General features: G+C 72.7%; 19 protein-coding genes. 13 read left to right on the top strand and 6 right to left on the bottom strand.

Annotation, left to right across the window (positions count from 1 at the left end):
* Nucleotides 1-15 precede the first annotated feature (15 nt).
* Both CLV70_RS09065 and CLV70_RS09060 read left to right on the top strand, forming a co-directional pair.
* Entirely contained in the window at nt 16-1,263 is a 1,248-nt protein-coding gene (locus CLV70_RS09065; protein WP_106126086.1) for an ABC transporter ATP-binding protein, read from the top strand.
* A gap of 53 nt (nt 1,264-1,316) precedes the next feature.
* A complete protein-coding gene (locus tag CLV70_RS09060; RefSeq protein ID WP_106125934.1) occupies nt 1,317-2,681 on the top strand; it encodes a glycosyl hydrolase family 18 protein in 1,365 nt (454 codons plus the stop codon).
* A 338-nt stretch (nt 2,682-3,019) separates the two neighbouring features.
* On the opposite strand, the gene CLV70_RS09055 is transcribed toward CLV70_RS09060, so the two are convergent.
* Complete coding sequence (locus tag CLV70_RS09055) at nt 3,020-4,327, bottom strand: serine hydrolase domain-containing protein (RefSeq protein WP_245908114.1); 1,308 nt, start codon at nt 4,325-4,327, stop codon at nt 3,020-3,022.
* A gap of 332 nt (nt 4,328-4,659) precedes the next feature.
* Between CLV70_RS09055 and CLV70_RS09050 the strand changes: the two genes are divergently transcribed.
* The 6 genes from CLV70_RS09050 (at nt 4,660) to rocD (ending at nt 11,222) form a co-directional block, all read left to right on the top strand.
* On the top strand, nt 4,660-5,511 hold the full coding sequence (locus CLV70_RS09050) for a patatin-like phospholipase family protein (RefSeq protein WP_106125933.1): 852 nt from the start codon (nt 4,660-4,662) through the stop codon (nt 5,509-5,511).
* The gene (locus CLV70_RS09045; protein ID WP_211303702.1) at nt 5,508-6,572 is read left to right on the top strand and encodes a 1-acyl-sn-glycerol-3-phosphate acyltransferase; all 1,065 of its coding nucleotides are present in this window, start codon (nt 5,508-5,510) and stop codon (nt 6,570-6,572) included. The genes CLV70_RS09050 and CLV70_RS09045 overlap by 4 nt, the downstream gene beginning before the upstream one ends.
* A gap of 345 nt (nt 6,573-6,917) precedes the next feature.
* The gene (locus CLV70_RS09040) at nt 6,918-7,526 is read left to right on the top strand and encodes an ATP-dependent Clp protease proteolytic subunit (RefSeq protein ID WP_106125931.1); all 609 of its coding nucleotides are present in this window, start codon (nt 6,918-6,920) and stop codon (nt 7,524-7,526) included.
* Between the two features lie 225 nt (nt 7,527-7,751).
* A complete protein-coding gene (locus CLV70_RS09035; RefSeq protein ID WP_146163999.1) occupies nt 7,752-8,795 on the top strand; it encodes a hypothetical protein in 1,044 nt (347 codons plus the stop codon).
* Between the two features lie 394 nt (nt 8,796-9,189).
* Nucleotides 9,190-10,017 carry a dimethylargininase gene (gene ddaH, locus CLV70_RS09030; protein WP_106125929.1) on the top strand — a complete coding sequence of 276 codons (828 nt, stop codon included), beginning with the start codon at nt 9,190-9,192 and terminating at the stop codon, nt 10,015-10,017.
* Nucleotides 10,014-11,222, top strand: coding sequence for an ornithine--oxo-acid transaminase (gene rocD, locus CLV70_RS09025; RefSeq protein WP_106125928.1), 1,209 nt, complete (start codon nt 10,014-10,016; stop codon nt 11,220-11,222). The genes ddaH and rocD overlap by 4 nt, the downstream gene beginning before the upstream one ends.
* A gap of 96 nt (nt 11,223-11,318) precedes the next feature.
* Here the strand turns inward: rocD and CLV70_RS09020 are convergent, their stop codons facing one another.
* A complete protein-coding gene (locus CLV70_RS09020) occupies nt 11,319-12,467 on the bottom strand; it encodes an FHA domain-containing protein (protein WP_106125927.1) in 1,149 nt (382 codons plus the stop codon).
* Nucleotides 12,468-12,592: 125 nt separating this feature from the next.
* On the bottom strand, nt 12,593-12,886 hold the full coding sequence (locus CLV70_RS09015; protein ID WP_106125926.1) for a 4a-hydroxytetrahydrobiopterin dehydratase: 294 nt from the start codon (nt 12,884-12,886) through the stop codon (nt 12,593-12,595).
* Nucleotides 12,887-12,995: 109 nt separating this feature from the next.
* Between CLV70_RS09015 and CLV70_RS09010 the strand changes: the two genes are divergently transcribed.
* From CLV70_RS09010 to CLV70_RS09000, 3 genes are all read left to right on the top strand, one after another.
* Nucleotides 12,996-13,787: an SCO4651 family lipoprotein gene (locus tag CLV70_RS09010; protein ID WP_106125925.1), complete on the top strand. Its 792-nt coding sequence runs from the start codon at nt 12,996-12,998 to the stop codon at nt 13,785-13,787.
* A 175-nt stretch (nt 13,788-13,962) separates the two neighbouring features.
* Nucleotides 13,963-14,772 (top strand): LolA-like protein, encoded by an 810-nt coding sequence (locus CLV70_RS09005; RefSeq protein WP_106125924.1) that lies wholly within the window; start codon nt 13,963-13,965, stop codon nt 14,770-14,772.
* Between the two features lie 87 nt (nt 14,773-14,859).
* Nucleotides 14,860-15,672, top strand: a complete 813-nt coding sequence (locus CLV70_RS09000) for an Fpg/Nei family DNA glycosylase (RefSeq protein ID WP_106126084.1) — start codon at nt 14,860-14,862, stop codon at nt 15,670-15,672.
* Nucleotides 15,673-15,678: 6 nt separating this feature from the next.
* On the opposite strand, the gene CLV70_RS40925 is transcribed toward CLV70_RS09000, so the two are convergent.
* From CLV70_RS40925 to CLV70_RS08985, 3 genes are all read right to left on the bottom strand, one after another.
* Entirely contained in the window at nt 15,679-17,190 is a 1,512-nt protein-coding gene (locus tag CLV70_RS40925; protein ID WP_245908113.1) for a polysaccharide deacetylase family protein, read from the bottom strand.
* A gap of 141 nt (nt 17,191-17,331) precedes the next feature.
* Nucleotides 17,332-18,711 (bottom strand): FAD-dependent oxidoreductase, encoded by a 1,380-nt coding sequence (locus tag CLV70_RS08990; RefSeq protein ID WP_106125923.1) that lies wholly within the window; start codon nt 18,709-18,711, stop codon nt 17,332-17,334.
* Nucleotides 18,708-19,826 carry a carboxylate-amine ligase gene (locus tag CLV70_RS08985; RefSeq protein WP_106126082.1) on the bottom strand — a complete coding sequence of 373 codons (1,119 nt, stop codon included), beginning with the start codon at nt 19,824-19,826 and terminating at the stop codon, nt 18,708-18,710. The genes CLV70_RS08990 and CLV70_RS08985 overlap by 4 nt, the downstream gene beginning before the upstream one ends.
* A gap of 116 nt (nt 19,827-19,942) precedes the next feature.
* On the opposite strand from CLV70_RS08985, the gene CLV70_RS08980 reads away from it, so the two are divergent.
* Together CLV70_RS08980 and CLV70_RS08975 are read left to right on the top strand one after the other, a co-directional pair.
* Nucleotides 19,943-20,233, top strand: a complete 291-nt coding sequence (locus tag CLV70_RS08980; protein ID WP_106125922.1) for a DUF6412 domain-containing protein — start codon at nt 19,943-19,945, stop codon at nt 20,231-20,233.
* Between the two features lie 51 nt (nt 20,234-20,284).
* Nucleotides 20,285-20,893: a protein translocase component YidC gene (locus CLV70_RS08975; RefSeq protein ID WP_106125921.1), complete on the top strand. Its 609-nt coding sequence runs from the start codon at nt 20,285-20,287 to the stop codon at nt 20,891-20,893.
* Nucleotides 20,894-21,016 lie beyond the last annotated feature (123 nt).

Raw genomic sequence — 21,016 nt, 5'->3', positions numbered from 1 at the left:
CGCACCATGGAGGACATGGTCGCTATCGCGGCCCGGGCACTGACGAAGGTCTTCGACGACGACGGCGCGGTGGCCGTGGCCGGCGTGGACCTGGACGTGACCCCGGGCGAGTTCCTGGTGCTGCTCGGGCCGACCGGCTGCGGCAAGTCGACCCTGCTCCGGCTGCTGGCCGGGGTCGAGACACCGACCAGCGGCGAGGTGCGGTACGACGGCGTGCCGGTGACCGAGATCGACCCCCGAGACCGGGACGTGGCGATGGTCCTGCAGTCGTACGCGATCTACCCGCACCTGACCGTCGCGCAGAACATCGGCTTCCCGTTGCGGGTGCTGCCGCTGCCGTCCGCGGACATCGCGGCCCGGGTCGCCGAGGTGGCCCGGCACGTCGGCGTGGACGACCTGCTCAGCCGCTATCCCGAGCACCTGTCCGGCGGGCAGCGCCAGCGGGTCGCGATGGCGCGGGCGCTGGTCCGGCGGCCCTCGGTGTTCCTGCTCGACGAGCCACTGTCCAACGTGGACGCCGGGGCGCGGGCGGCACTGCGCGGGGAGATCGTGGCGCTCGCCCGCCGGCTCGGGGTCACCACGATCTACGTGACGCACGACCAGATCGAGGCCATGAGCATGGCGGACCGGGTCGCGGTGCTGCGCCGCGGCGTGCTCCAGCAGGTCGGCCCGCCGGCCCAGGTGTACGCCGACCCGGACACCGTCTTCGTCGCGGCGTTCCTGGGCTCACCGCGTACCAGCCTGCTGGAGGCGGCCGTGTACGCCCCGGCCGGCCGGGTCCTGCTCGACTTCGGTTCGCAGGTGCTCGAGTTCCCGCCGGATGACCCGCGGACCGAGGCGCTGGCCCGGCACGACACCGCCCGGGTTACCGTGGCGATCCGCGCGTTGCCGGCGGACGGCCCGGCCCCGATGAGCCTGAGCGGTACGGTCCGGCGCGTCGAGAACCTGGGGCACGAGCTGCTGGCCCACCTCGATGTGGGAGGCGTGCCCACCCCGATGGCGACCTCGCAGCTGGAGCTGCCGGTGGTGCCCCGGCAGCGGAACGGGCCGCCCGCCGACCGGTCCCCGTACGGGCTGCTCCCGGCTCCCGACCTGGCGGAGCCGCCGCCGCTGGGCGAGGTGATGGTCCGGATGGCGGCGCCCGGGCGGGTCGAGACCGGCTCGGCGCTGACGGTCGGCGTACGCGTGGAAGATCTTCTGCTCTTCGACCGTTCGGGCCGCCGGATCAGATTTACCGAACCCGCTCTGGACAGAATCAGTTAACAGTCCTAATAATTGGCCAACTGTCGATATAACGACGTGGAGGCCATCCCCCCATGCGCCGATCCCTGCTCCTCACCGTGGCCGCCGCCCTCGCGGCGTCCGGCTCCGCCGTCTACATCGCATCGTCCGCCGCCGCCGCCGCCGAGGCCTGTGCCGCCGCGTGGAGCTCGTCGGCCGTCTACACCAAGGACATGACCGCGTCGCAGTCCGGCCACAACTACACCGCCAAGTGGTGGACGCAGAACGAGAGCCCGGCCACGCACAGCGGCCAGTGGGACGTGTGGGCCGACAACGGCGCGTGCGGTGGCACGACACCTTCTCCTTCTCCCTCCACGCCGCCGTCCACACCGCCTTCCACGCCGCCGTCGACGCCGCCCATTCCTGTTACGGGGCTGCCCAAGCACGCGTTGATCGGCTACCTGCACGCCAGCTTCGCCAACGGCTCCGGTTACGTGCGGATGGCCGACGTGCCGGCGGACTGGGACATCATCAACCTGGCGTTCGGCGAGCCGACGTCGGCCACGTCCGGCGACATTCGCTTCACGCTGTGCCCGCCGTCCGAATGCGCCGGGGTGGAGTCCGAGGCCGACTTCATCGCCGCGATCCGGGCCAAGCGCGCGGCCGGCAAGAAGGTGCTCCTCTCCATCGGCGGCGCGAACGGCCAGGTGCAGCTGACCACCACGGGCGCCCGGGACAAGTTCGTGAGCTCGGTCAGCGCGATCATCGACAAGTACGGCCTGGACGGCGTGGACATCGACTTCGAGGGCCACTCGCTGTCGCTGAACACCGGCGACACCGACTTCAAGAACCCGACCACCCCGGTGATCGTCAACCTGATCGCGGCGCTCAGGTCGCTCAAGGCCCGGTACGGCGCCGGCTTCGTCCTGACCATGGCGCCGGAGACGTTCTTCGTCCAGCTCGGCTACCAGTACTACGGCTCGGGTCCGTGGGGCGGCCAGGACCCGCGCGCCGGCTCCTACCTGCCGGTCATCTACGCGATGCGCAACGACCTGACCGTGCTGCACGTCCAGGACTACAACAGCGGCTCGATCATGGGCCTGGACAACCAGTGGCACAGCATGGGCGGCGCGGACTTCCACATCGCGATGACCGACATGCTGCTCGCCGGCTTCCCGGTGGCGGGCAACATGGCCAACATGTTCCCGGCCCTCCGCGAGGACCAGGTCGCCTTCGGAGCCCCGTCCTCGGTCAGCGCGGGCAACGGCTACGTGGCGCCGGCGGGAGTCCAGCAGGCGGTCACGTGCCTGGTGAAGGGCACGAACTGCGGCGGGTACGCGGTCCGCAGCGGCACCAACCCGAACTTCCGGGGCCTGATGACCTGGTCGATCAACTGGGACAAGTTCTACGGCTGGGAATTCCGGAACAGCCACGAGCCGTTCCTCAACGCTCTCGGCTGAGCGTTTCCGCAGCCCGTTCCTGAGAGGCTTTCCTGAGGGGCACGGCGACGGTCCGTCTCGTTACGGGCCGTCGCCGTTCTGGGTGGGCTCGGGTGGTGCGGGGCGGTCGGGGTCCGCGCCGGGGGTGGCTTCGCGGGGTTTCGCGCTGGTGGGTGGTGCGGGGCGGTCGGTGGCTGTGCCCGGGGTGCTTTCCCGGGTTTCGTGCTGGGTGGTGCGGGGCGGTCGGTGGCTGTGCCCCGGGGCGCGTTCGCGGGTCTCGCGCTGCGTCGTTCGGGGCTGTCGGGGTGAGTGGTGGGGTGGCTTCGCCGGAGCACGCGCTGCGTGGGCGGGGCTCGCAGTCAGGCGATGGCGTTGTGGACGGCGACCCGGTGGGTGTCCGGGTTGGACCAGCTCCAGTTGGGGTGGGCCCGGTTGGTCAGAAGGACCACCACCATCCGGCGGGCCGGGACCACCAGCAGGCTTGTGCCCGTGAAACCGGTGTGGCCGAAGCTCGTGGGGGAGGACAGCCGGCCCATGAACCAGGGCTGGTTGAGCTCGACGCCCAGGCCGTGGTCCGCCGTGCGCTGCGGGCGCTCGGCGTCGATCGCCCGTTTGCCCCTGTTGGCGTTGGTCAGGGCCCGCTCCAGGATCTGCGGGGAGAGGATTCGCTTGCCGTTGTAGGTGCCGCCGTCGAGCATCAGCTGCCCGATCACCGCGACGTCGCGGGCGGTGGCGAACAGGCCCGCGTGGCCGGCCACGCCGCCGAGGTGGTTGGCGACGTCGTCGTGCACCGTGCCGCGGAGCAGGCCCCGGGAACTGCGGGCGTCCGTCGCCACGAGGCGCTGCTTGTCGGTCACCCAGGTCAGCGGCCGGAAGCCGGTGTCCTTCAGGCCCAGCGGGGCGGTGAGGTTGTCGCGTACCGCCCGGTCGAGGGTCTTGCCGGTGAGCTTCTCGACGAGCCGGCCGAGCACCATCAGGCCCACGCTCGAATAGCGGAACGTGTCGCCCGGCGTCGCGCCCCGGATCAGCGGGGTGGTCATCACCGCCTTCCAGCGGGCGGCGTTGTCGGGCAGCCCCGTGACCTTCGCGCCGACGGGCAGGGCGCCGGTGTGGGCCAGGAGCTGGGCGATGGTGACCTTGTCCTTGCCCGTACCCGTGAAGTCGGGCAGGTAGGTCCGCACCGGTGCGTCGAGGTCGACCAGGCCGCGGTCGGCGAGCTGGAGCACGAGCAGGGCGGTGTAGACCTTGGTCAGCGAGGCGAGGTCGAAGATCGAGGTGAGGCGCACCGGGACCCGCTTGCTCGCGGCGAGCTCGACCGGACCGGCCCGGTAGCGCAGGGCGTGGCCGGCGGCGGTGTGCAGCGTCGTCCTGCCGTCGACGGTCACGAGCGCCACGGCACCGGCGTACCCGGGATGCTGGGGGTTGTCCGGGGTTGGTTTGAGGTATTTCGTCAGGACGTTGTGGACGCGGGCCGCGTAGGGCGGGGGCGCGGCGGCGCGGGTCTGGAGGACACTTCCCGGGGACGCGGAGGGCGCGGCCCGGCCGGCGAGCGGAACCGTCTCGGGCGCGGGGCCGGCCCAGAGCGGGCGCCGGCCGTCGCCGCACCCGGCAAGGGCCGCGGCCGTGGCAGCGAGACCGGCACCGAGCAGCCCTCGCCGCCCGAGCACCGCGGTCGCGCCGTGGGTCGCCGCCGCGCCGCGAGTCGCCGGGGCCCTGGGAGTCGCGGCCGCGTCGCGGGACGTCGCGGCCCTGGGAGTCGGGGTCGCGCCTTGAGTCGCCGCCGCGCTGTGAGTCGCCGCGCCTTGAGTCGCCGTCGCGCTGTGAGGCGTCGCGGCGCCGGGAGACGTCGTCGCGCCGTGCGAGGTTGCCGGGCCGGGAGCGAGGGGCCGCGGGGCGGGGACGGTGTCGGGCATGGCAAGGATGATGGCACGGGAGACCGAGATCATTCCGGGCCTGTGGACAACGGTTCGCCGGGCCCGGGAAGTGGAACGATGGGGGCATGGTGGAAAAGCCGGTCGCGTTCGTGCTGGGTGGCGGGGGTGTCCTCGGTGCCGTCCAGGTCGGCATGCTGCGGGCGCTCTTCCGGGCCGGCTATCGGCCCGATGTCGTCGTGGGTACCTCGATCGGGGCGGTCAACGGCGCGCTGGTGGCCGCGGATCCGAGTGAGGCCGTGACCGATCGGCTGGTGCGGTTGTGGTCGTCGCCCGAGGCGGCCGAGGTCTACGGGGATTCGCTGGCCCGGCAGTTGCGACGGTTCGCCGCGCGCACCCACCTGCACTCGCCGTTGCCGCTGCGCCGGCTGCTCGGGGCCGAGCTCGGTGACCAGGCCACGTTCGCCGACCTCAAGGTTCCCTTCCGCTGCTGCGCGGCCAGCATCGAACGGGCCGCCGAGCACTGGTTCGACAGTGGGCCGCTGGTCGACGCGGTGCTCGCCTCGTCATCCGTGCCCGGCCTCCTGCCGCCGATGGAGATCGCCGGGGAGCACTTCGTCGACGGTGGCATCGTCAACTCGATCCCGATCGGGGAGGCCGTACGGATCGGAGCGAAATTGATCTTCGTTCTTCAGGTGGGCCGGATCGAGCGGCCGTTGACCGTGCCGCGGCGTCCCTGGGAGGTGGCGCAGGTCGCGTTCGAGATCGCCCGGCGGCATCGGTTCGCGCGCGAGCTTGCGTCGCTGCCCGACGATGTACGGGTGCACGTGCTACCGACCGGCGGCGGTGAGAGCCGCGACGACACCCCCTGGGCGTACCGGGACATGGCCGCCGCGGGGCGCCGGATCAGCCGGGCCTACACCGCCTCCCGCCGCTACCTGGCCGCGAACGTCTCGCCCGCGCCGAGCGACGGCGCCTGATGCTGCCGCCGCCGTGGATCCGCCGCCTGGTCATCGCCCCGGCGGTGGTCGTCCTGGCGCTTTTCCTGCTGACGACGCTGCCCGTGTGGCTGCTGCTCGCGCTCGTGGCCTCGCCGTTCGCCCCGGGCCATCTGCGGGTGCCGCGGCTCGCCTTCCTCGGCATCGTCTATCTCGTCTGGGATGCGGCGGCCCTGGTCAGCCTCACCGTGATGTGGGTGGCGTCCGGCTTCGGCTGGAAGATCCGGACGCCGGCCTTCCAGCGTGCGCACTACGTTCTGACGGGCGTGTTCCTGCGTACGCTGTTCTGGGTCGCCCGATGGTCGTTGCACCTGAGCATCGACGTGGTCGGCACCGACCCGGACACCGGCATGCCGGGACGCCCGGAGATCGTGGTCAGCCGGCACGCGGGGCCCGGCGACTCGTTCGTGCTGATCCACGCGCTGGTCAACTGGTTCGAGCGGGAGCCGCGCATCGTGCTCAAGGCCACCCTGCAGTGGGATCCGGCGGTCGACATCCTGCTCAACCGGCTGCCGAACAGGTTCATCACTCCGGGCCGCCCGGGCGTCGGCGACCTGGAGAAGGAGGTCGGGGGCCTGGCGACCGGCCTGGACGACAACGACGCGTTCGTGATCTTCCCCGAGGGCGGCAATTTCACCCCCCACCGCCGGGTCCGGGCCATCGCCCGGCTGCGGGACCGGGGCCTCGAGGACATGGCCGTACGCGCGGAGAACCTGCGCAACGTCCTCCCGCCGAAGCCGGGCGGGCTCCTGGCGGCCATCGACGCCGCGCCGGACGCGGGCGTGATCTTCGTGGCCCACACCGGCCTGGACAAGATGATGACGGTGGCGGACGTGTGGCGCGAGCTCCCGATGGACAAGCAGCTCATCATGCGCTTCTGGAGCGTGCCGCCGGAGGAGATCCCGGCCGGCGAGGCCGAACGCGTCGCCTGGCTGTACGACTGGTGGGCCCGCATCGACACCTGGATCGAGGAACACCGTCCCAACCCGCAGCCGCTGAGCACGGACTGGTCGGCCCGCCGCTCCCGCGTGCCCTCCGCCTGAGCGCGCCGCGAACTGCGGTTCCTCTGCGTGGGGGCGCCGCGGCCCGGGCGCGTTCCGCGTGCAGGTGCCGCGGGCCGGGCGCGCTCCGCGTGGAGTGCCGCGCGCCGGGCGCTCCGCGTCCGGGTGCCACGGGCCGGGCGCTCCGCTTGGGGCGCCGCGGCCTGGGCGCGCTCCGCTTAGGGGTGCCGCGGGCCGGGGGCCCTTTTCCCGGTTTCGGTGGGCGGGGTTATCCGCCTTTCGCCCTCAGGGGAATCGCTGGGCGTGGCGGTCGTTACCGGGGAAGGTTAGAGAGTCTGATGCCGGGTGGGTGCCACACCCGTCCGGCTGGTGCGAGAGGGTGGGTCCATGAGTGTTGACGACTTCGTGATGCGGGCGGGTGGCGCATCCTTTGACGACCAGGTCTTCGAGCGGCTGCTCCGGGAGCGCATCATCTTCCTCGGCAGCGAGGTCAACGACGAGGTGACCAACCGCATCTGCGCCCAGATGCTGCTGCTCGCCTCCGCCGACAGCGAGAAGGACATCGCCCTGTACATCAACTCGCCGGGCGGTTCGATCAGCGCCGGCATGGCCGTGTACGACACGATGCAGTACATCAAGAACGACGTGGCCACGATCGCCATGGGCATGGCCGCCTCCATGGGACAGTTCCTGCTCTGCGCCGGCACGGCCGGCAAGCGCTACGCCCTGCCCCACGCGCGGGTGATGATGCACCAGCTCTCCGGCGGCATCGGTGGCACCGCGGCCGACATCGCCATCCAGGCGGAGAGCATGCTGCACATCAAGAAGGTCATGAACGAGCGGATCGCCTTCCACACCGGGCACACCCCGCAGGAGATCGAGATCGACTCGGACCGCGACCGCTGGTTCACGGCCCAGGAGGCCAAGGACTACGGCATCGTCGACCACGTGATCTCCCGGGCGGCCGACGTCACGGCGACGTCCGCACTGGTCTGACCCACCCTCCGGACGGGCGCACGGCACGATCGTGCGCCCGCCCGGGCCGGGGGGATCCGCGGGCGTGGGCGCGGCTGATGCGGTGCGCCGGGTTCGCGGGTCCTGCGCGTCCCGGCCGGTGGGTTGAGCGCGTCCCGGCCGGTGGGTTGAGCGCATCTCGGCCGGCGGGTTGAGCGCATCTCGGCCGGCGGATGGTGGGGCGGGGAGCGCGTCTTCGGCGGTTGAGTGGGCGGTGCGGGGCGCGTTTGTGTGCTTATCGGGCCACCGGGGTATAGCGAGGGCATCCCCCGATGGTTCGAAGGAGGTGCTGACGTGAGGATCCCGACGTTCTCCCGCCACTCCGACACCACTGACAAGACCGAGGAACGAGCGCCTGTCTCCGCGCGTACCGATGCCCCCACGCAGGCCGGAACCGCCCGAGCCAGGGATCTGGCGGACGCCGACGCGGGGCGGGCCGGTGCCCAGCGTGCCGTGACACCGCAGCCCGTGATGCCGCAACCTGTGGCGCCGCAGCCCGTGATGCCGCAGCCTGTGGCGCCGCAGCCCGTGACGGGTGGCGTCGCCGGAGGTTCGGGTGCGCGCGCCGCGGAATACCGGGCTGAGCACGCCGCTGACCGGGCCGAGCACACTGCCGGCCGGGCCGCGACCCACGCCGGCGACCGAGATGCGACCGAGCGTGGCCGGGCCGCGACCGTCACGGGCGACCGCGATGCGACCGACCGTGACCGGGCCGGGACCCGCACCGGCGAGCGCGATGCGACCGAGCGTGACCTTCGCCGCCCGGGTGGTGTCGAGGATCGTGACCGTACGGTCGAGACGGACCGGGGGCCCAGCCGGCACGGGATCGTGGGCGCCGGTGCGCGGACCGATCAGACCCGTACCGATCAGACCCGTACCGATCAGACCCGTACCGATGCTGACCGTGCGCCGGTTGTCGCCGGGCCGAAGCCTCGGGCCAGCCTTCTCGCCACCCTGGGCCTGATCACCGGTGTGGCCGGCGCCCTGCTGGTGCTTTCCGGGCCGCTGCTCGGTTACGGCATCGGGGTCGCCGGGCTGGCGCTGGTCCTGTCCGTCGCCGGGATCCGTGCCACGGGGAAGCGGCACGTGGCCGGGAAGACCGACGCGTTGATCGGCATGGTGCTCGCGCTGGCCGCGATCGTCGTCGGTGTGCTGGCGCTGACCGGTTCGCTGTCCTGGCTCGGCACGGACATGCAGCCCGTCACCAGTGTTCGCGAGTGGCTCGACGCACAGTTTATCGACCGCTTCTAGGGGTATCCGATATTCACCGGAGGCGATGCGCCGCCGGTGCTCCTCGGAACCGGGGCGGCCATCAGCCGCCCCGCCCCGAAACATCCGGCGGTGCGCCGGACAGCGCGGAGCCCAGGCCGATCGGCGATCACCGTCGACCGACTCGGGGTGGGGCCGCAACGTTGGTGCGGGGGCGGCGGTTCGCCGCCCCCGACGCACGTCCGGGCAGCGCCACGAAGCCCCGGCAGCGCGGCCGGCAGGGGCCGGACCGGAACCCCGCGACGAACGCCCGGGGCACCGGCCCCGACGGTGCGCAACGAATCTTCGCGGGCCTCGCCGATCACGCAACGATTCGCCGCCGTGCGCAAGACTGTTCGGGGGCTTACGCAGGCACTTCGCGCATAGCGTTGCCGTCATGACGACCGCCGCCCCGCGCCGATACCTGATGTGCCGGCCCACCCATTTCGCCGTCACGTACCGGATCAATCCCTGGATGGACCCGACGGCGCCGTACGACAACGCCCTGGCCGTGAGCCAGTGGGAGAACCTGCGGCAGACGTTCCTCGGCCTCGGCCACACCGTCGACCTAATCGAGCCGCTGCCCGGCCTGCCCGACATGGTGTTCGCCGCGAACGGTGCCACCGTCGTCGACGGCAAGGTGCTCGCCGTGCAGTTCCGGGACGCCGAGCGGGCCGACGAGGCGCCGGCGTACAAGGCGTGGTTCGAGAACGCCGGGTTCGAGGTGGTCGACTCGAAGCACACCAACGAGGGCGAAGGTGACATTCTGCTCGCCGGGGACGTGATCCTCGCGGGCACCGGCTTCCGGACGGCGCACGCCGCGCACGCGCAGACGCAGGAGGTCTTCGGCCGGCCGGTGATCACGCTGCAGCTGGCCGACCCGGCGTACTACCACCTGGACACCGCGCTGTGCGTGCTCGACGAGCGCAACATCGCGTACCTGCCGTCCGCGTTCTCGCCGGGCTCGCAGGCCGTCCTGCGCCGGATGTTCCCGGACGCCGTGCTCGCCACGCCCGCCGATGCCGAGGTGCTGGGGCTCAACGCCGTCAGCGATGGCCGTACCGTTGTCCTTCCGGTCCAGGCCACGCACCTGGCCGGGGCCCTGCGGGCGGCCGGCTACGAGACCGTCGGGGTCGACGTGAGCGAGCTGCGCAAGGCCGGCGGCGGACCGAAGTGCTGCACGCTCGAGGTCCGGGAGAGCCGGAGAGCTGGAGGAGAGTCATGACGGACCTGGACATGCGTACGCCCGGAGCCCTCGCCGACGCCGAGCGGTGGACCGCGCACAACTACCACCCGCTGCCCGTGGTCATCGCCGACGCCGAGGGCGCCTGGGTAACCGACGTCGACGGCCGCCGCTACCTCGACTTCCTCGCCGGGTATTCGGCGCTGAACTTCGGGCACCGCCACCCCGGCCTGATCGCCGCCGCGCACGCGCAGCTCGACCGGCTCACGCTGACCAGCCGCGCGTTCGTGCACGACCGGTTCGCGGAGTTCTGCCACCGGCTCGCCGACCTGTGCGGCAAGGAGCTCGTGCTGCCGATGAACACCGGCGCCGAGGCGGTGGAGACCGGCATCAAGGTCGCCCGCAAGTGGGGTTACCAGGTCAAGGGCGTACCGGACGGGCAGGCGGAGATCATCGTCGCCGCGGACAACTTCCACGGGCGCACCACGACGATCATCAGCTTCTCGACGGACCCGGACGCGCGCAACGATTTCGGGCCGTACACCCCGGGCTTCAGGATCGTTCCGTACGGCGACAGCGACGCGCTCGCCGCGGCGATCACCCCGAACACCGTCGCCGTGCTGCTCGAACCCATTCAGGGCGAGGCCGGCGTGCTCGTCCCGCCGGCCGGTTACCTCGCCGGGGTGCGGCAGCTGTGCACCGACAACAACGTGCTCTTCATCGCCGACGAGATCCAGTCCGGGCTCGGGCGTACGGGCAAGACCTTCGCGATCGAGCACGAGGGTGTCGTCCCCGACCTGTACCTGCTCGGCAAGGCGCTGGGCGGCGGCATCGTGCCGGTGTCGGCGGTCGCGGCGGACCGGGACGTGCTCGGGGTGCTCAAGCCCGGCGAGCACGGTTCGACGTTCGGTGGCAACCCGCTCGCCTGCGCGGTCGGCACCGAGGTCGTCAAGCTGCTCGAGACCGGCGAGTTCCAGCAGCGGTCGGCCGAACTCGGCGCGCGGCTGCACGAGGGCCTGCACGCGCTGGTCGGAAACGGTGTGCTCGCCGTACGCGGAAGGGGTCTCTGGGCCGGCGTCGACATCGACCCGGCGCTGATGACCGGCCGGCAGGCGGTGGAGCGCCTCGCCGCGCACGGGGTGCTCGCCAAGGACACGCACGGCTCGACGATCCGGCTCGCGCCGCCGCTGGTGGTGACGCCCGCCGACCTGGACCACGCGCTGGCCCAGCTGGCCGCGATCCTCTGACCGGCGCGCCGGGCTCCTCGGCCGGGCCGGTGCCGAGGGCTGCCGGTGCTGTGGCGCTGAGTCGGTGGGGGAGCGGCGGCGGGCCGGCCGTCGCTCCTAGCGTTCGAACTTGCGGATGGCCATGGTCGGGGCCTCCGCCATCACCGAGTGCGGCTGGGAGACCCCGCCGGAGCTCCACAGCTTGGCGCGGCCCACGTGGACGTTCGCATACAGCTCCACGATGTCGTCGGCGGCCAGCGTGCGGGTCTCGTCGCGGTTCAGCGTGATCCGCTGGTCGTCGTCGAAGGAGCCGTTCGGCCGGATGCCCGTGCCGTTGGTGCTCACGTCCTGGGCGCTCAGCTCGCCGCTGCGCAGGGCCAGCCGGACGTGGCCGCGGCTGATCCACTTGCGGGCGTCGTCGGTCAGCCACTGGCCCAGCATGACGCCGCCGCCACCCTCGGGCGCCCGGCCCACCACGACCGGCTTCTCGGTGGAGACCACGAAACGCTGGCGGACGATGCCGTCGATGCGTACGGAAAGAACCTCGACGGCCGGGCGCGGGCCCGCGTCGCGCAAGCGGGCGCCGTGCCGGGGGCAGGTGGGCGCGCCGGACCGCAGCGAGGGCGGCGGCTGGGAGACCGGGCTGGTGGTCTTCCGCATGTCGGCGAAGGGGCTGTCCGGGTCGCCGCCCGAGCCGTACGCGCTGCAGTTGGGGTCGGGGCAGCCCCAGACCCGGGAGAGCAGCTTCTGACCCATCGGCGAGGGCTCCGCGACCGGCGGCACCTCGCCGCGCCCGACCCGCGCGACCAGGACCGGGCCGCCGGCGCCGGGGACGGCGGCGAGCAGCCGGCCCGGCTCCTCGACCCACGGGCGGCGGTCGCGGAACTGCTCGGCCCGCCCGCGCGTGAGCACCGGCAACCCCAGCAGCTCGGCAACCTCGAACACCCGGTCGTCCAGCTGCGGCACGACCTCGACCACGCCGTCGTCGGCCCAGCGGCGCACCACCATGCGCTCGTTGGAGGTGAGGTCCGCGTCGGAGAGCAGGCCGCGGGGGACGACGGCGTAGACCGGCACGTTCTCCTCGGCCACGTGCCGGCCGAGCGCGTCGATGACCAGGCCCAGCCGCAGCATGCTGGCGGGGCGTCCGCCGTCGAGGTCCGCGTACCGGACGATCTCGGAAAGATCGACCACCGCCCGGGCGAGGGCCGGATCGGTGGTGAGACGCGCCTCGATGGCGTCGAGGACCTTGCTGACCTCGAACCTCACGTGACCTCCCGATCCGTACGCGTGCGACTGGCCCTGGCCATCATGCCGTCTGGGTGCCGCGGCGGCGAATCTGGGTGGCGGGAATGTGAGCCGTTCGGTGACGGTGAGGCTTTTGTGCCGCCGGATCAGGAGGCGTCGGCGACGATGCGGTCGATCCGGTTGGCCAGGGCGATGTCCCGGGTCGTGACGCCGCCCGCGGAGTGGGTGCTGCAGCGGAACGTGAGGGTGCGCCAGCGGATGTCGATGTCCGGGTGGTGGTCCATCTCCTCGGCCACCTTCGCCACCCGGTCGACGACCTCGATGGCCGCGGGGAAGCTGCGCAGGCCCACCGTGCGGACGATGCTGTCGGTGCCCCCCTCCCAGCCGTCCAGGACGGCCACGGCATTGCGTACCGATTCGGCGTCGAGCAGGTCAGCCATGAGCCGAGCTTAGTCGCCGGGCGCCGCCGCCCGGGTTAAGGCCGCGACGGATGTCGCACCCCTTCGCTACGGTGGTCGCCGACACGGGGCAACACGGGAGGAAACCCAGATGAGGAATCGACGGCTGGCTGTCGCGGGTGTCGCGCTGGTCGCGGCGCTCGGCCTGACCGCTTGCGGCACGACCACGGCGACCGGAGGCAACGGCACGGGGGCCGCGGCGCAGCAGGCGGCCGGCAAGCTGGATCCCGCCGCCGACCTGTCCGCCGCGACGAAGAAGCTCGGCGAGCAGAGCATGAAGATCGATTCGGACATGGCGGGGGCGATCACCATGTCCGGGGTGGCCGACCCGAAGGCGGGCGTCGCCAAGATCACCATGAAGATGGATCTTCTCGGCAAGGGCACGTCCATCGAGACGCGCAAGGTCGGCAACGACCTCTACATGAAGTTCGACGGTTCGATGGGTGCGGCGCTCGGCCGCGGCGCCAACGGCAAGAAGTGGATGCACATCGACGCCGCCAAGGTCGCCGAGGGCAGCAACTTCAACCTCTCGCCGGACGACCCGGCCGGCACCAAGATGCTGCTGTCCGCGATCACCGGCGTCGAGCGCGTCGGTGACAAGGGCTTCAAGGGCACCCTCGACCTCACCAAGTCGCCGCGCTTCAACAAGAACAAGGGGCTGCAGGCCCTGGGCGACAAGGCGACCGCGGTGCCGTTCACGGCGGCCAAGGACGACGAGGGCCGGCTCGTCGAGCTCACCCTGGACATGAGCTCGCTCGGTGCGGGCGCGGGGAAGATCGCGACGACCTACTCCGACTTCGGTACGCCGGTCTCGGTGCAGGCGCCGCCGGCATCGGAGGTCCAGGAGATGCCGAGCCAGTTCTCGGGCCTGGTCAACGCCTGAGCGGAGGCATCGGCACGACGGCTGATCATGGCCGGGCGGGGGCTTCGGGTCCCTGTCCGGCCATCGGCGTTCTGTGGGGCTGTGTCCGGCCGTCCGATGTGGGCGCTGTTTCGTTTTGCGGGGGATCGGGCATGTGGTGGGCCTTCGTCAGGGCGGCGATGCAGGGAGGAATGAAATGCGGACAGCTCGTGCACGTGGGCTGAGCCTGGCCACTTTCACCGCGGTGGTGCTGGCCGTGGGCGGATGTTCCGGCGACGGCGGCACGACCCCGGGCGCCGGCACCCCGTCGGGCAGTGCCCCCAGCGCGTCGACCAGCGCCGGACCGGCCGACCCGGCCGCCACCTCCGCGCTCGCCGACGCGGCGGCCAAGCTCGGCACGACCAGCTTCAAAGTGACCATGACGGCCGGGCCGGGGCTCAACCTGACCGGGCTCATGGACGCCCCCAACGGGGTCGGCACCGGCACGCTGAAGGCCATCGGCCCGAACACCGAGATCGAGATCAAGACGCTGCTCGTGGAGAAGGACCTCTACGTGCAGGTGCCGGGGATCACCAAGGCCGGCACGTGGACCCACGTGGACGTGTCCCGGCTGCCCGAGGGCGCCAACGTCGGGCTCCGGCCCGGCCAGATCGACCCGGCGAACACCGCGCAGCTGCTCAGCTCGACCACCGACGTGCAGCAGGCCGGCTCCGGCAGCTACAAGGGCACCCTCGACCTGACCCGGGCGGCCGGCGTGGCGGGCGTCGACCAGAAGGCGGTCACCACCTGGGGAGCGCAGGCGAAGAACGTGCCGTTCACCGCGGGCGTCGACGACCAGGGCCGGCTCTCCGCGCTGACCGTGCAGCTCCCGGCCGCGAACGGCCAGCAGGCCCACCCGCTCGAGGTGCTCTACACCGACTACGGCACCAAGGTCGAGGCGCAGCGCCCGCCGGCGTCGGAGATCACCGAGGCGCCGGACAGCCTCTACAAGAGCTTCGGCGGCTGACCGGCCGCCGGCCGAACCCGAACCGAGCGCAGGAACACCCGGCCGCGCGACGGTAGTCGATCGACGTATCGGCTACCGTTGCGCACCGTGCCAGAGGGACACACCATTCACCGGCTCGCCGCCCGTCACCGGGAGCTCTTCGCCGGGCACGTCGTCGCCGTCGACAGTCCGCAGGGCCGGTTCGCCGCCGGTGCGGCGCTGATCAGCGGCCGGCGGCTCGCGGACACCGAGGCGTACGGCAAGCATCTGCTGCACCATTTCGACGGCGAGCGGACCGTGCACATCCACCTCGGCCTCTACGGCAAGTTCGCCGAGGGGGCGGTGCCCGTGCCGGAGCCGGTCGGCCAGGTGCGGATGCGGACGGTGGGCGCCGGGCACTGGCTCGAGCTGCGCGGGCCGACCGCGTGCGAGGTGCTCGATCCCGGCCAGGTGTCGGTGCTGCGCGCGCGGCTCGGCCAGGATCCGCTGCGGGACGACGCCGACCCGCTTTTCGCGTACGCGCGCATCGCGGCCAGCACCAAGCCGGTGTTCGCCCTCCTGCTGGACCAGAGCGTGGTTGCCGGGTGTGGCCTGATCTACGCGAACGAGGTGCTGTTCCGGGCCGGTCTCGCGCCCACCACGCCCGGCCGCGCCGTCTCGCCGGTGTGCTGGCAGGAGATGTGGGAGGACCTCCGGGCGCTGATGAAGGAGGGCGTGCTCCGCGGCCGCATCGACACCGTGCACACCGCCCACACACCGGAGGCGATGCAGCGGGCTCCCCGGGTCGACCGGCACGGCGGCGAGGTGTACGTCTACCGCCGCCCCGGCCAGCCCTGCCTGGTCTGCGGCACGGCGGTGCTGCGCGGGCCCCTGGCGGGGCGCAACCTCTACTGGTGCCCGACCTGTCAGCCCGGCGCCTGACTCAGGTCAACGGGGGCCGGCGGCGGGCGCCGAGGCGGGCGGCGGGGCGGCCGGCGGCTCGGGCTCGGTGGGCATGCCCAGCGTGAACCTGTCGCGCAGCCAGGGCAGCAGCGTCTCGTACGCCGTGATCGTGTCCGGCTGGTTGAAGTCGTGGGACAGCACGATGGCCCCCGGCCGCACGTGGTCGCGGACGCCCTTGACGACCTTCTCCACGTGCGTGGCGTCGTCCTCGTGCTCGGCGTGCTCCCAGTCGCGCGGGTCGACCTCCCAGTAGAGGGAGGTCATGCCGTCCGCGTACGCGGTCTCGACCAAGCGGTCGGTGAAGTTGCCGCCCGGCGCGCGGAAGAACGGGACGCGCGCGCCGGGGACCGCCGCCCGGATGGCGTCGTTGGTGCGGGCCAGGTCGCGCCGGATCCGCTCGGGCTTGTCCTTGCCGATGGTGAGGCTGTGGTCCCAGGTGTGGTTGCAGAGCGTGTGCCCGGCCTCGGCGATCTTCCGGACGATGTCGGGGTGCCGCTGCACCTGGACGCCGACCATGCAGAACGTGGCCTTGACCTGGTTCTCCTCGAGGAGGGCCAGGATCTTCGGCGTCTGCACCGGATCGGGGCCGTCGTCGAAGGTGAGGGCCACGGCGGACGTGCCGGTGGTGCGCAGCGACCGCGCCGGTCCGCTGCCCTCGGGAACCAGGACGGCCGGTTTCGCCGAGCCGGCCGGCGCGGCGGGCGCGCTCGCCGGTGGCTTCTGGCCCTCGGGGCGGCCGTCGGGCTGACCGGACGCCGGCGGGTTCTTGGGCGCCTTCTGGCCGGCCGGGGCGGCCGGGACGTCGTTCTTCTCGGGCTTCTCCGCCGGGGCCGGGGCGGTGGTGACGATGGCGCGGTCCGCCGCGTTGACGGCGTTGATGTCCTGGTTGCCGCCCTGGCGCATGGGCAGGACCACGAGCATCAGGCCGACCGCGACCAGCGCGGCGAGCAGCGCCTGCTGGCGGTGCCGGCCGATGAGCAGCCACGACTCGAGGGGCAGGGTGCCCGGGGCGCGGTGGGCGCCGGTGGCCGGCCGCTTGGCGCCGTCGGCCAGGGCCCACTCGCGGACCGCGCCGGCGGCCTCGCGCACGGCCGGCAGGGGGCGCACGGTGATGGCGAGCTGATCGGCGGGCTTGGCGTGCCGTCCCCGCGCCGGCCGGCCGGCGGCATTGTCACGAGAAGCGGACGAGCTGGGAGCGGAGGAGGAACGGGCGCGCGAGGCGCGCGCGGAATGCGACCGCGACCGGGGAGTGAGGTCCAGGGCGGTACGCCGGCCGCCGGCGACGCGTCCGGCCGGCGGCGGGCGGAGCACCGTGACGTCGGCCAGCGACTCGGGGCGCCGGTGCCGCCCCAGCGAGGTCTCGCCCTCCAGGACGCCGAGGTGCGGGAAGCCGCCGGTGCCGCCGGTCAGCGCGTCGGACCGGCCGGTCGTCGCGGGCCGGGCGGCATGGCGTGGCCCCGTCTCCGGCCCCGGACGTTTGGGTGGTTGCGGCGGCATTCGTCATGCCTACCGTGCCGCAAGATCAAAAACGATACCGCATTCGTGATCATCGAGTGGCCGAAAGTAATCAGTGCAGGTCGATGCGGTGCGCGGTCGACGGAATGATGAAGACAGTTCGGACGCGTGCTCCCGAACGGGTCAGCGCGAGGCGTGTACCTCGTCCGTCGCCTTGCGCGCGGCGATCAGCACCGGATCCCAGACCGGCGCGAACGGCGGCGCGTAACCGAGGTCGAGCGCGGTCATCTCCTCGACCGTCATCCGGTTCCAGACCGCGATCGCCAGGGAGTCGATCCGCTTGGCGGCTTCCTCCCGGCCGACGATCTGGGCGCCCAGGAGCACTCCCGTACGGCGCTCCGCGACGAGTTTGACCACCATCGTGCCGGCGCCGGGGTAGTAGCCGGCCCGGCTGGTCGACTCGACGGAGGCGGTCACGAACTCGAACCCCGACGCCGTCGCCTCCTTCGCGGTCAGGCCGGTACGCGCGACCTCCAGCTCGCAGACCTTCGTCACCGCCGTACCGATGACCCCCGGGAACGTCGCGTAGCCGCCGCCGAGGTTGATGCCCGCCACCCGGCCCTGCTTGTTGGCGTGCGTCCCCAGGGGCACGTGCACCGGCTGCCCGCTGATCCGGTGCACGGTCTGCACGCAGTCGCCGGCCGCCCAGAGCCCGTCGATCCGGCCCGCCGGCCCCACCACCCGCATCTGCAGGTCGGTACGCAGGCCGCCGGTCACCCCCACCGGGATGCCCGACTCCGTGGCGAGCGCCGTGTTCGGGCGTACGCCCAGACCCAGCACCACGATGTCGGCCGGCAGCGTGCCGTCCGGGGTGACCACCGCGGTGACCCGGCCACCCGCCGTCTCCAGGCCCTGCACCAGGGTGTTCGTGCGCACCTCGATGCCGAGCCCGCGGATGGCCCGGTGCACGCGCTCGCCCATGTCCGGATCCACCGTGGACATCGGCTGCGGCGACCGCTCCAGCAGCGTCACCTCGACCCCGCGCCGGACCATCGCCTCCGCCATCTCGACCCCGACGTAGCCGCCGCCGATCACCACCGCGCGGCGCGGCCGGGGCTCGCCGTCGAGCCAGGCGTGGATGGCCTCGCCGTCGTCGAGCGTCTGGACGCCGAAGACCCCGCCCGCGTCGACGCGGGCCCAGTCCGGCGTGACCGGCACGGCGCCGGCCGCGTACACGAGCTCGTCGAAGCCCTCCCGGCGCTCGCCGCCGCCGTCCAGGTCCCGCGCGGTCACCTCGCGCCGGTCCAGGTCGATCGCCACCACCTCGTGCCGCAGCCGTACGGCGATCCCGGCCTCGGCGAACTCGGCCGGCGTGCGCGCCACCAGGGCGTCCCGGCCGGTCACCGCCCCGCCGATCCAGTACGGGATCCCGCAGGCCGAGTACGACGTGAAATGCCCGCGCTCGAACGCGACGATCTCGAGGTCGTCCGGCCCGCGCCGCTTGCGGGCCTGGGACGCCGCGGACATGCCGGCGGCGTCCCCGCCGATGACGACGAGTTTCACGCCGCGCCCGCGGTGCTGCGGGCGAGCCAGTCGACGACGTCGGAGATCTCGCCGCGCTGCGACAACAGCGCGCGCTGCCGCGCCGCGCCGGTGCCGTGCGAGCGGAGCCGGTCCATGAGGACCGTGGCGAGTTCGAGGTCGCCGTGGCGGTCGAGCTCCGGGCGTACGTAATCGAACAGCTGGCGGAGCAGGCGCCAGGCCGGGCGCTGCTCCCGGGTGGCCATGTCGATGTTGGCGCCCTCGAGGCCGTCGTGGGCGGCCCGCCAGTGCGCGGCCCGCAGCAGCGAGTGCGGTACGTCCGGCGCCCGCTTGCCGTCGTGGAGGTCACCCATGATCGTCCCGACCAGGGCGCGGGTGAGGGCGGCCAGCAGCACCGTGTCGTCGAGGGACGGGCAGACGTCGCCCATCCGGATCTCGACCGTGGGGTAGTTCGCGGAGAGGCGGGCGTACCAGTAGAGCATTCCTTCGTCGAGCATCGCCCCGCTCGCCAGCAGGTCGGCGATCAGCGTCCCGTAGTGCTCGTACGACTCCAGGTACGGCGTCGGCCCGACCGTGGGCCAGCGTTCCCACAGCATCGACCGCCAGCTCGCGTACGTGGTGTCGCGCCCGCCGAAGAAGGGCGAGTTGGCGGTCGCGGCCTGCAGGATCGGCAGCCACGGGCGCAGGAAGTTGAGCACCTGCACGCCGGTCTCCGGGTCCGGGACGCTGACGTGCACGTGCGTGCCGTTGAGGCCGGCGCCGGGGGAGAGGTCGCCGAACCGTTCCCGCATCCGGTGGTATCGCGGCGTGTCGACGACGCGGGTCACCGGGCCGGCCGCGGGCGCGGCACCGACCGCCACCACCCGGCAGCCGGCCGCCTCCGCCGCCGCGGCGAGCCCGGTGCGCTGCCGCCGCAGGGCGTCGAAGAGGCCGCCGAGCTCCAGCTGCGGCGGGCTGGCCGTCTCGATCTGGCTCCGCATGAACTCGTGCTGCACGGCGTCGCGGACGTCCTCGCCGAGGTGGTCGAACATCTCCTCGACGGCCTCGACCGCGCGCGGTTCCACCGCGTCGACGAGCAGGTATTCCTCTTCCACGCCGAGGGTGAGCAGCCCCTCGGACGCTGCCCGCTCGGCCATGTCGCCGGGGATGGTGGTCGTCTCCGCCGCGGTGTCCGCTGTCGCCATGCGCCGCAAGTTACCCTCCGCGGTTCTCCGGAAAACGATCCTTGCCTCCCAGGCGTAGCGTGAATTCCGTGCTGTTGCTGGGGTTCTGGGTCCTTGTCGCCCAGCCGGGCCCCGCGACCCCGTCCGCGCAGCTGCTGCTCGGTCCGGCCCTGGTCGCGGCGGCCCTGCTCGCCACGGCGCTGATCGCGACGCTCGTCACGGCGGGCCTGCCGGCTCCGGCCGCGCGGGTCGCCGCCGGTGTGGCCGCCCGCGGTCATCGCTGGCGCGCCCGCGCCGTGCCCCGCCTTCTCGACCCCGCCGCCGCCGGCCGCCCGCGGCCCCGGGCCCCCGCGGCGTCCCCGGTGGTCGCTCGCGGATAGCGCGCGTCCACCTCCGCGTTCCCATCTCCTCCGGACCGCAGGGGTACGCCCATGTCCATCGAAATCGCGCACTCGGCCCTCGAGGGTCTCGCCACCCTCCTGACCCCGGCCACCGGCACGCTCGCCGCCGCCCTGGCCATCGTCCTGTTCACCGCCGCCGTCCGCCTCCTGATCAGCCCGCTCACCTGGCTCCAGATCCGCACCGCCCGCAAGGCCGCCGGGCCGGGCACGCTCGCCGCCGCCCGAGGCGGCCCCGACCCGGGCGCGCCGGGCGGGATCGGCGCCGGTCCGTTTGTGGCGTTGCTGCCGGCTCTCGCTCAGGCGCCGTTCTTCATCCTCATGTTCCATCTCGTACGGCCCGGACCGGGCGAGCCGACCGGCCTGCTGGCCGGGCAGCTGTTCGGCGTGCCGCTGACCGCGCACCTGGCCGCCGGCCTGCCCGTCTTCGCCGTCCTGCTGCTGGTCGCCGGGCTGCTGGCGTGGTGGACGTCGCGGCGGACGCGGCGGTCGATGCCGCCCGGCTCCCCGATCGCGCGGATCGCCGGGTGGGTGCCGTACCTGGGCGTCGCGGCGGTGGCGTGGCTGCCCCTCGCGGTCGGCCTCTACCTCGTGACCTCGACGGCGTGGTCCGCCCTGGAACAGCTGGTGCTGCGCCGCTGAGCAATCGGCAGTTCCGCAGGTAGCGACTTTCTTCAATACGTACGCGAAAGGGCCGGGGGCGCGACCGGCGCTCCCGGCCCTCGCACTTAACTGAAAGTTAAGTTCACTGATGCCTTTACTTCC

Source organism: Pseudosporangium ferrugineum, from assembly GCF_003002065.1.
In the GTDB taxonomy this organism is placed as follows: domain Bacteria; phylum Actinomycetota; class Actinomycetes; order Mycobacteriales; family Micromonosporaceae; genus Actinoplanes; species Actinoplanes ferrugineus_A.
Note: the sequence above shows the minus strand (reverse complement) of the source record. Positions and strands in the feature narration are given on the sequence as shown.

Excerpts from the sequence above, each read along its gene's own strand:
- CLV70_RS08985 (WP_106126082.1), bottom strand. The coding sequence starts at position 19,826 with ATGGCCGAGCGGGCAGCGTCCGAGGGGCTGCTCACCCTCGGCGTGGAA.
- CLV70_RS09040 (WP_106125931.1), top strand. The coding sequence starts at position 6,918 with ATGAGTGTTGACGACTTCGTGATGCGGGCGGGTGGCGCATCCTTTGAC.
- CLV70_RS40925 (WP_245908113.1), bottom strand. The coding sequence starts at position 17,190 with ATGCCGCCGCAACCACCCAAACGTCCGGGGCCGGAGACGGGGCCACGC.
- CLV70_RS09065 (WP_106126086.1), top strand. The coding sequence starts at position 16 with ATGGTCGCTATCGCGGCCCGGGCACTGACGAAGGTCTTCGACGACGAC.
- CLV70_RS08975 (WP_106125921.1), top strand. The coding sequence starts at position 20,285 with ATGTCCATCGAAATCGCGCACTCGGCCCTCGAGGGTCTCGCCACCCTC.
- CLV70_RS09010 (WP_106125925.1), top strand. The coding sequence starts at position 12,996 with ATGAGGAATCGACGGCTGGCTGTCGCGGGTGTCGCGCTGGTCGCGGCG.
- CLV70_RS09050 (WP_106125933.1), top strand. The coding sequence starts at position 4,660 with ATGGTGGAAAAGCCGGTCGCGTTCGTGCTGGGTGGCGGGGGTGTCCTC.
- CLV70_RS09060 (WP_106125934.1), top strand. The coding sequence starts at position 1,317 with ATGCGCCGATCCCTGCTCCTCACCGTGGCCGCCGCCCTCGCGGCGTCC.
- ddaH (WP_106125929.1), top strand. The coding sequence starts at position 9,190 with ATGACGACCGCCGCCCCGCGCCGATACCTGATGTGCCGGCCCACCCAT.
- CLV70_RS09015 (WP_106125926.1), bottom strand. The coding sequence starts at position 12,886 with ATGGCTGACCTGCTCGACGCCGAATCGGTACGCAATGCCGTGGCCGTC.
- rocD (WP_106125928.1), top strand. The coding sequence starts at position 10,014 with ATGACGGACCTGGACATGCGTACGCCCGGAGCCCTCGCCGACGCCGAG.
- CLV70_RS09005 (WP_106125924.1), top strand. The coding sequence starts at position 13,963 with ATGCGGACAGCTCGTGCACGTGGGCTGAGCCTGGCCACTTTCACCGCG.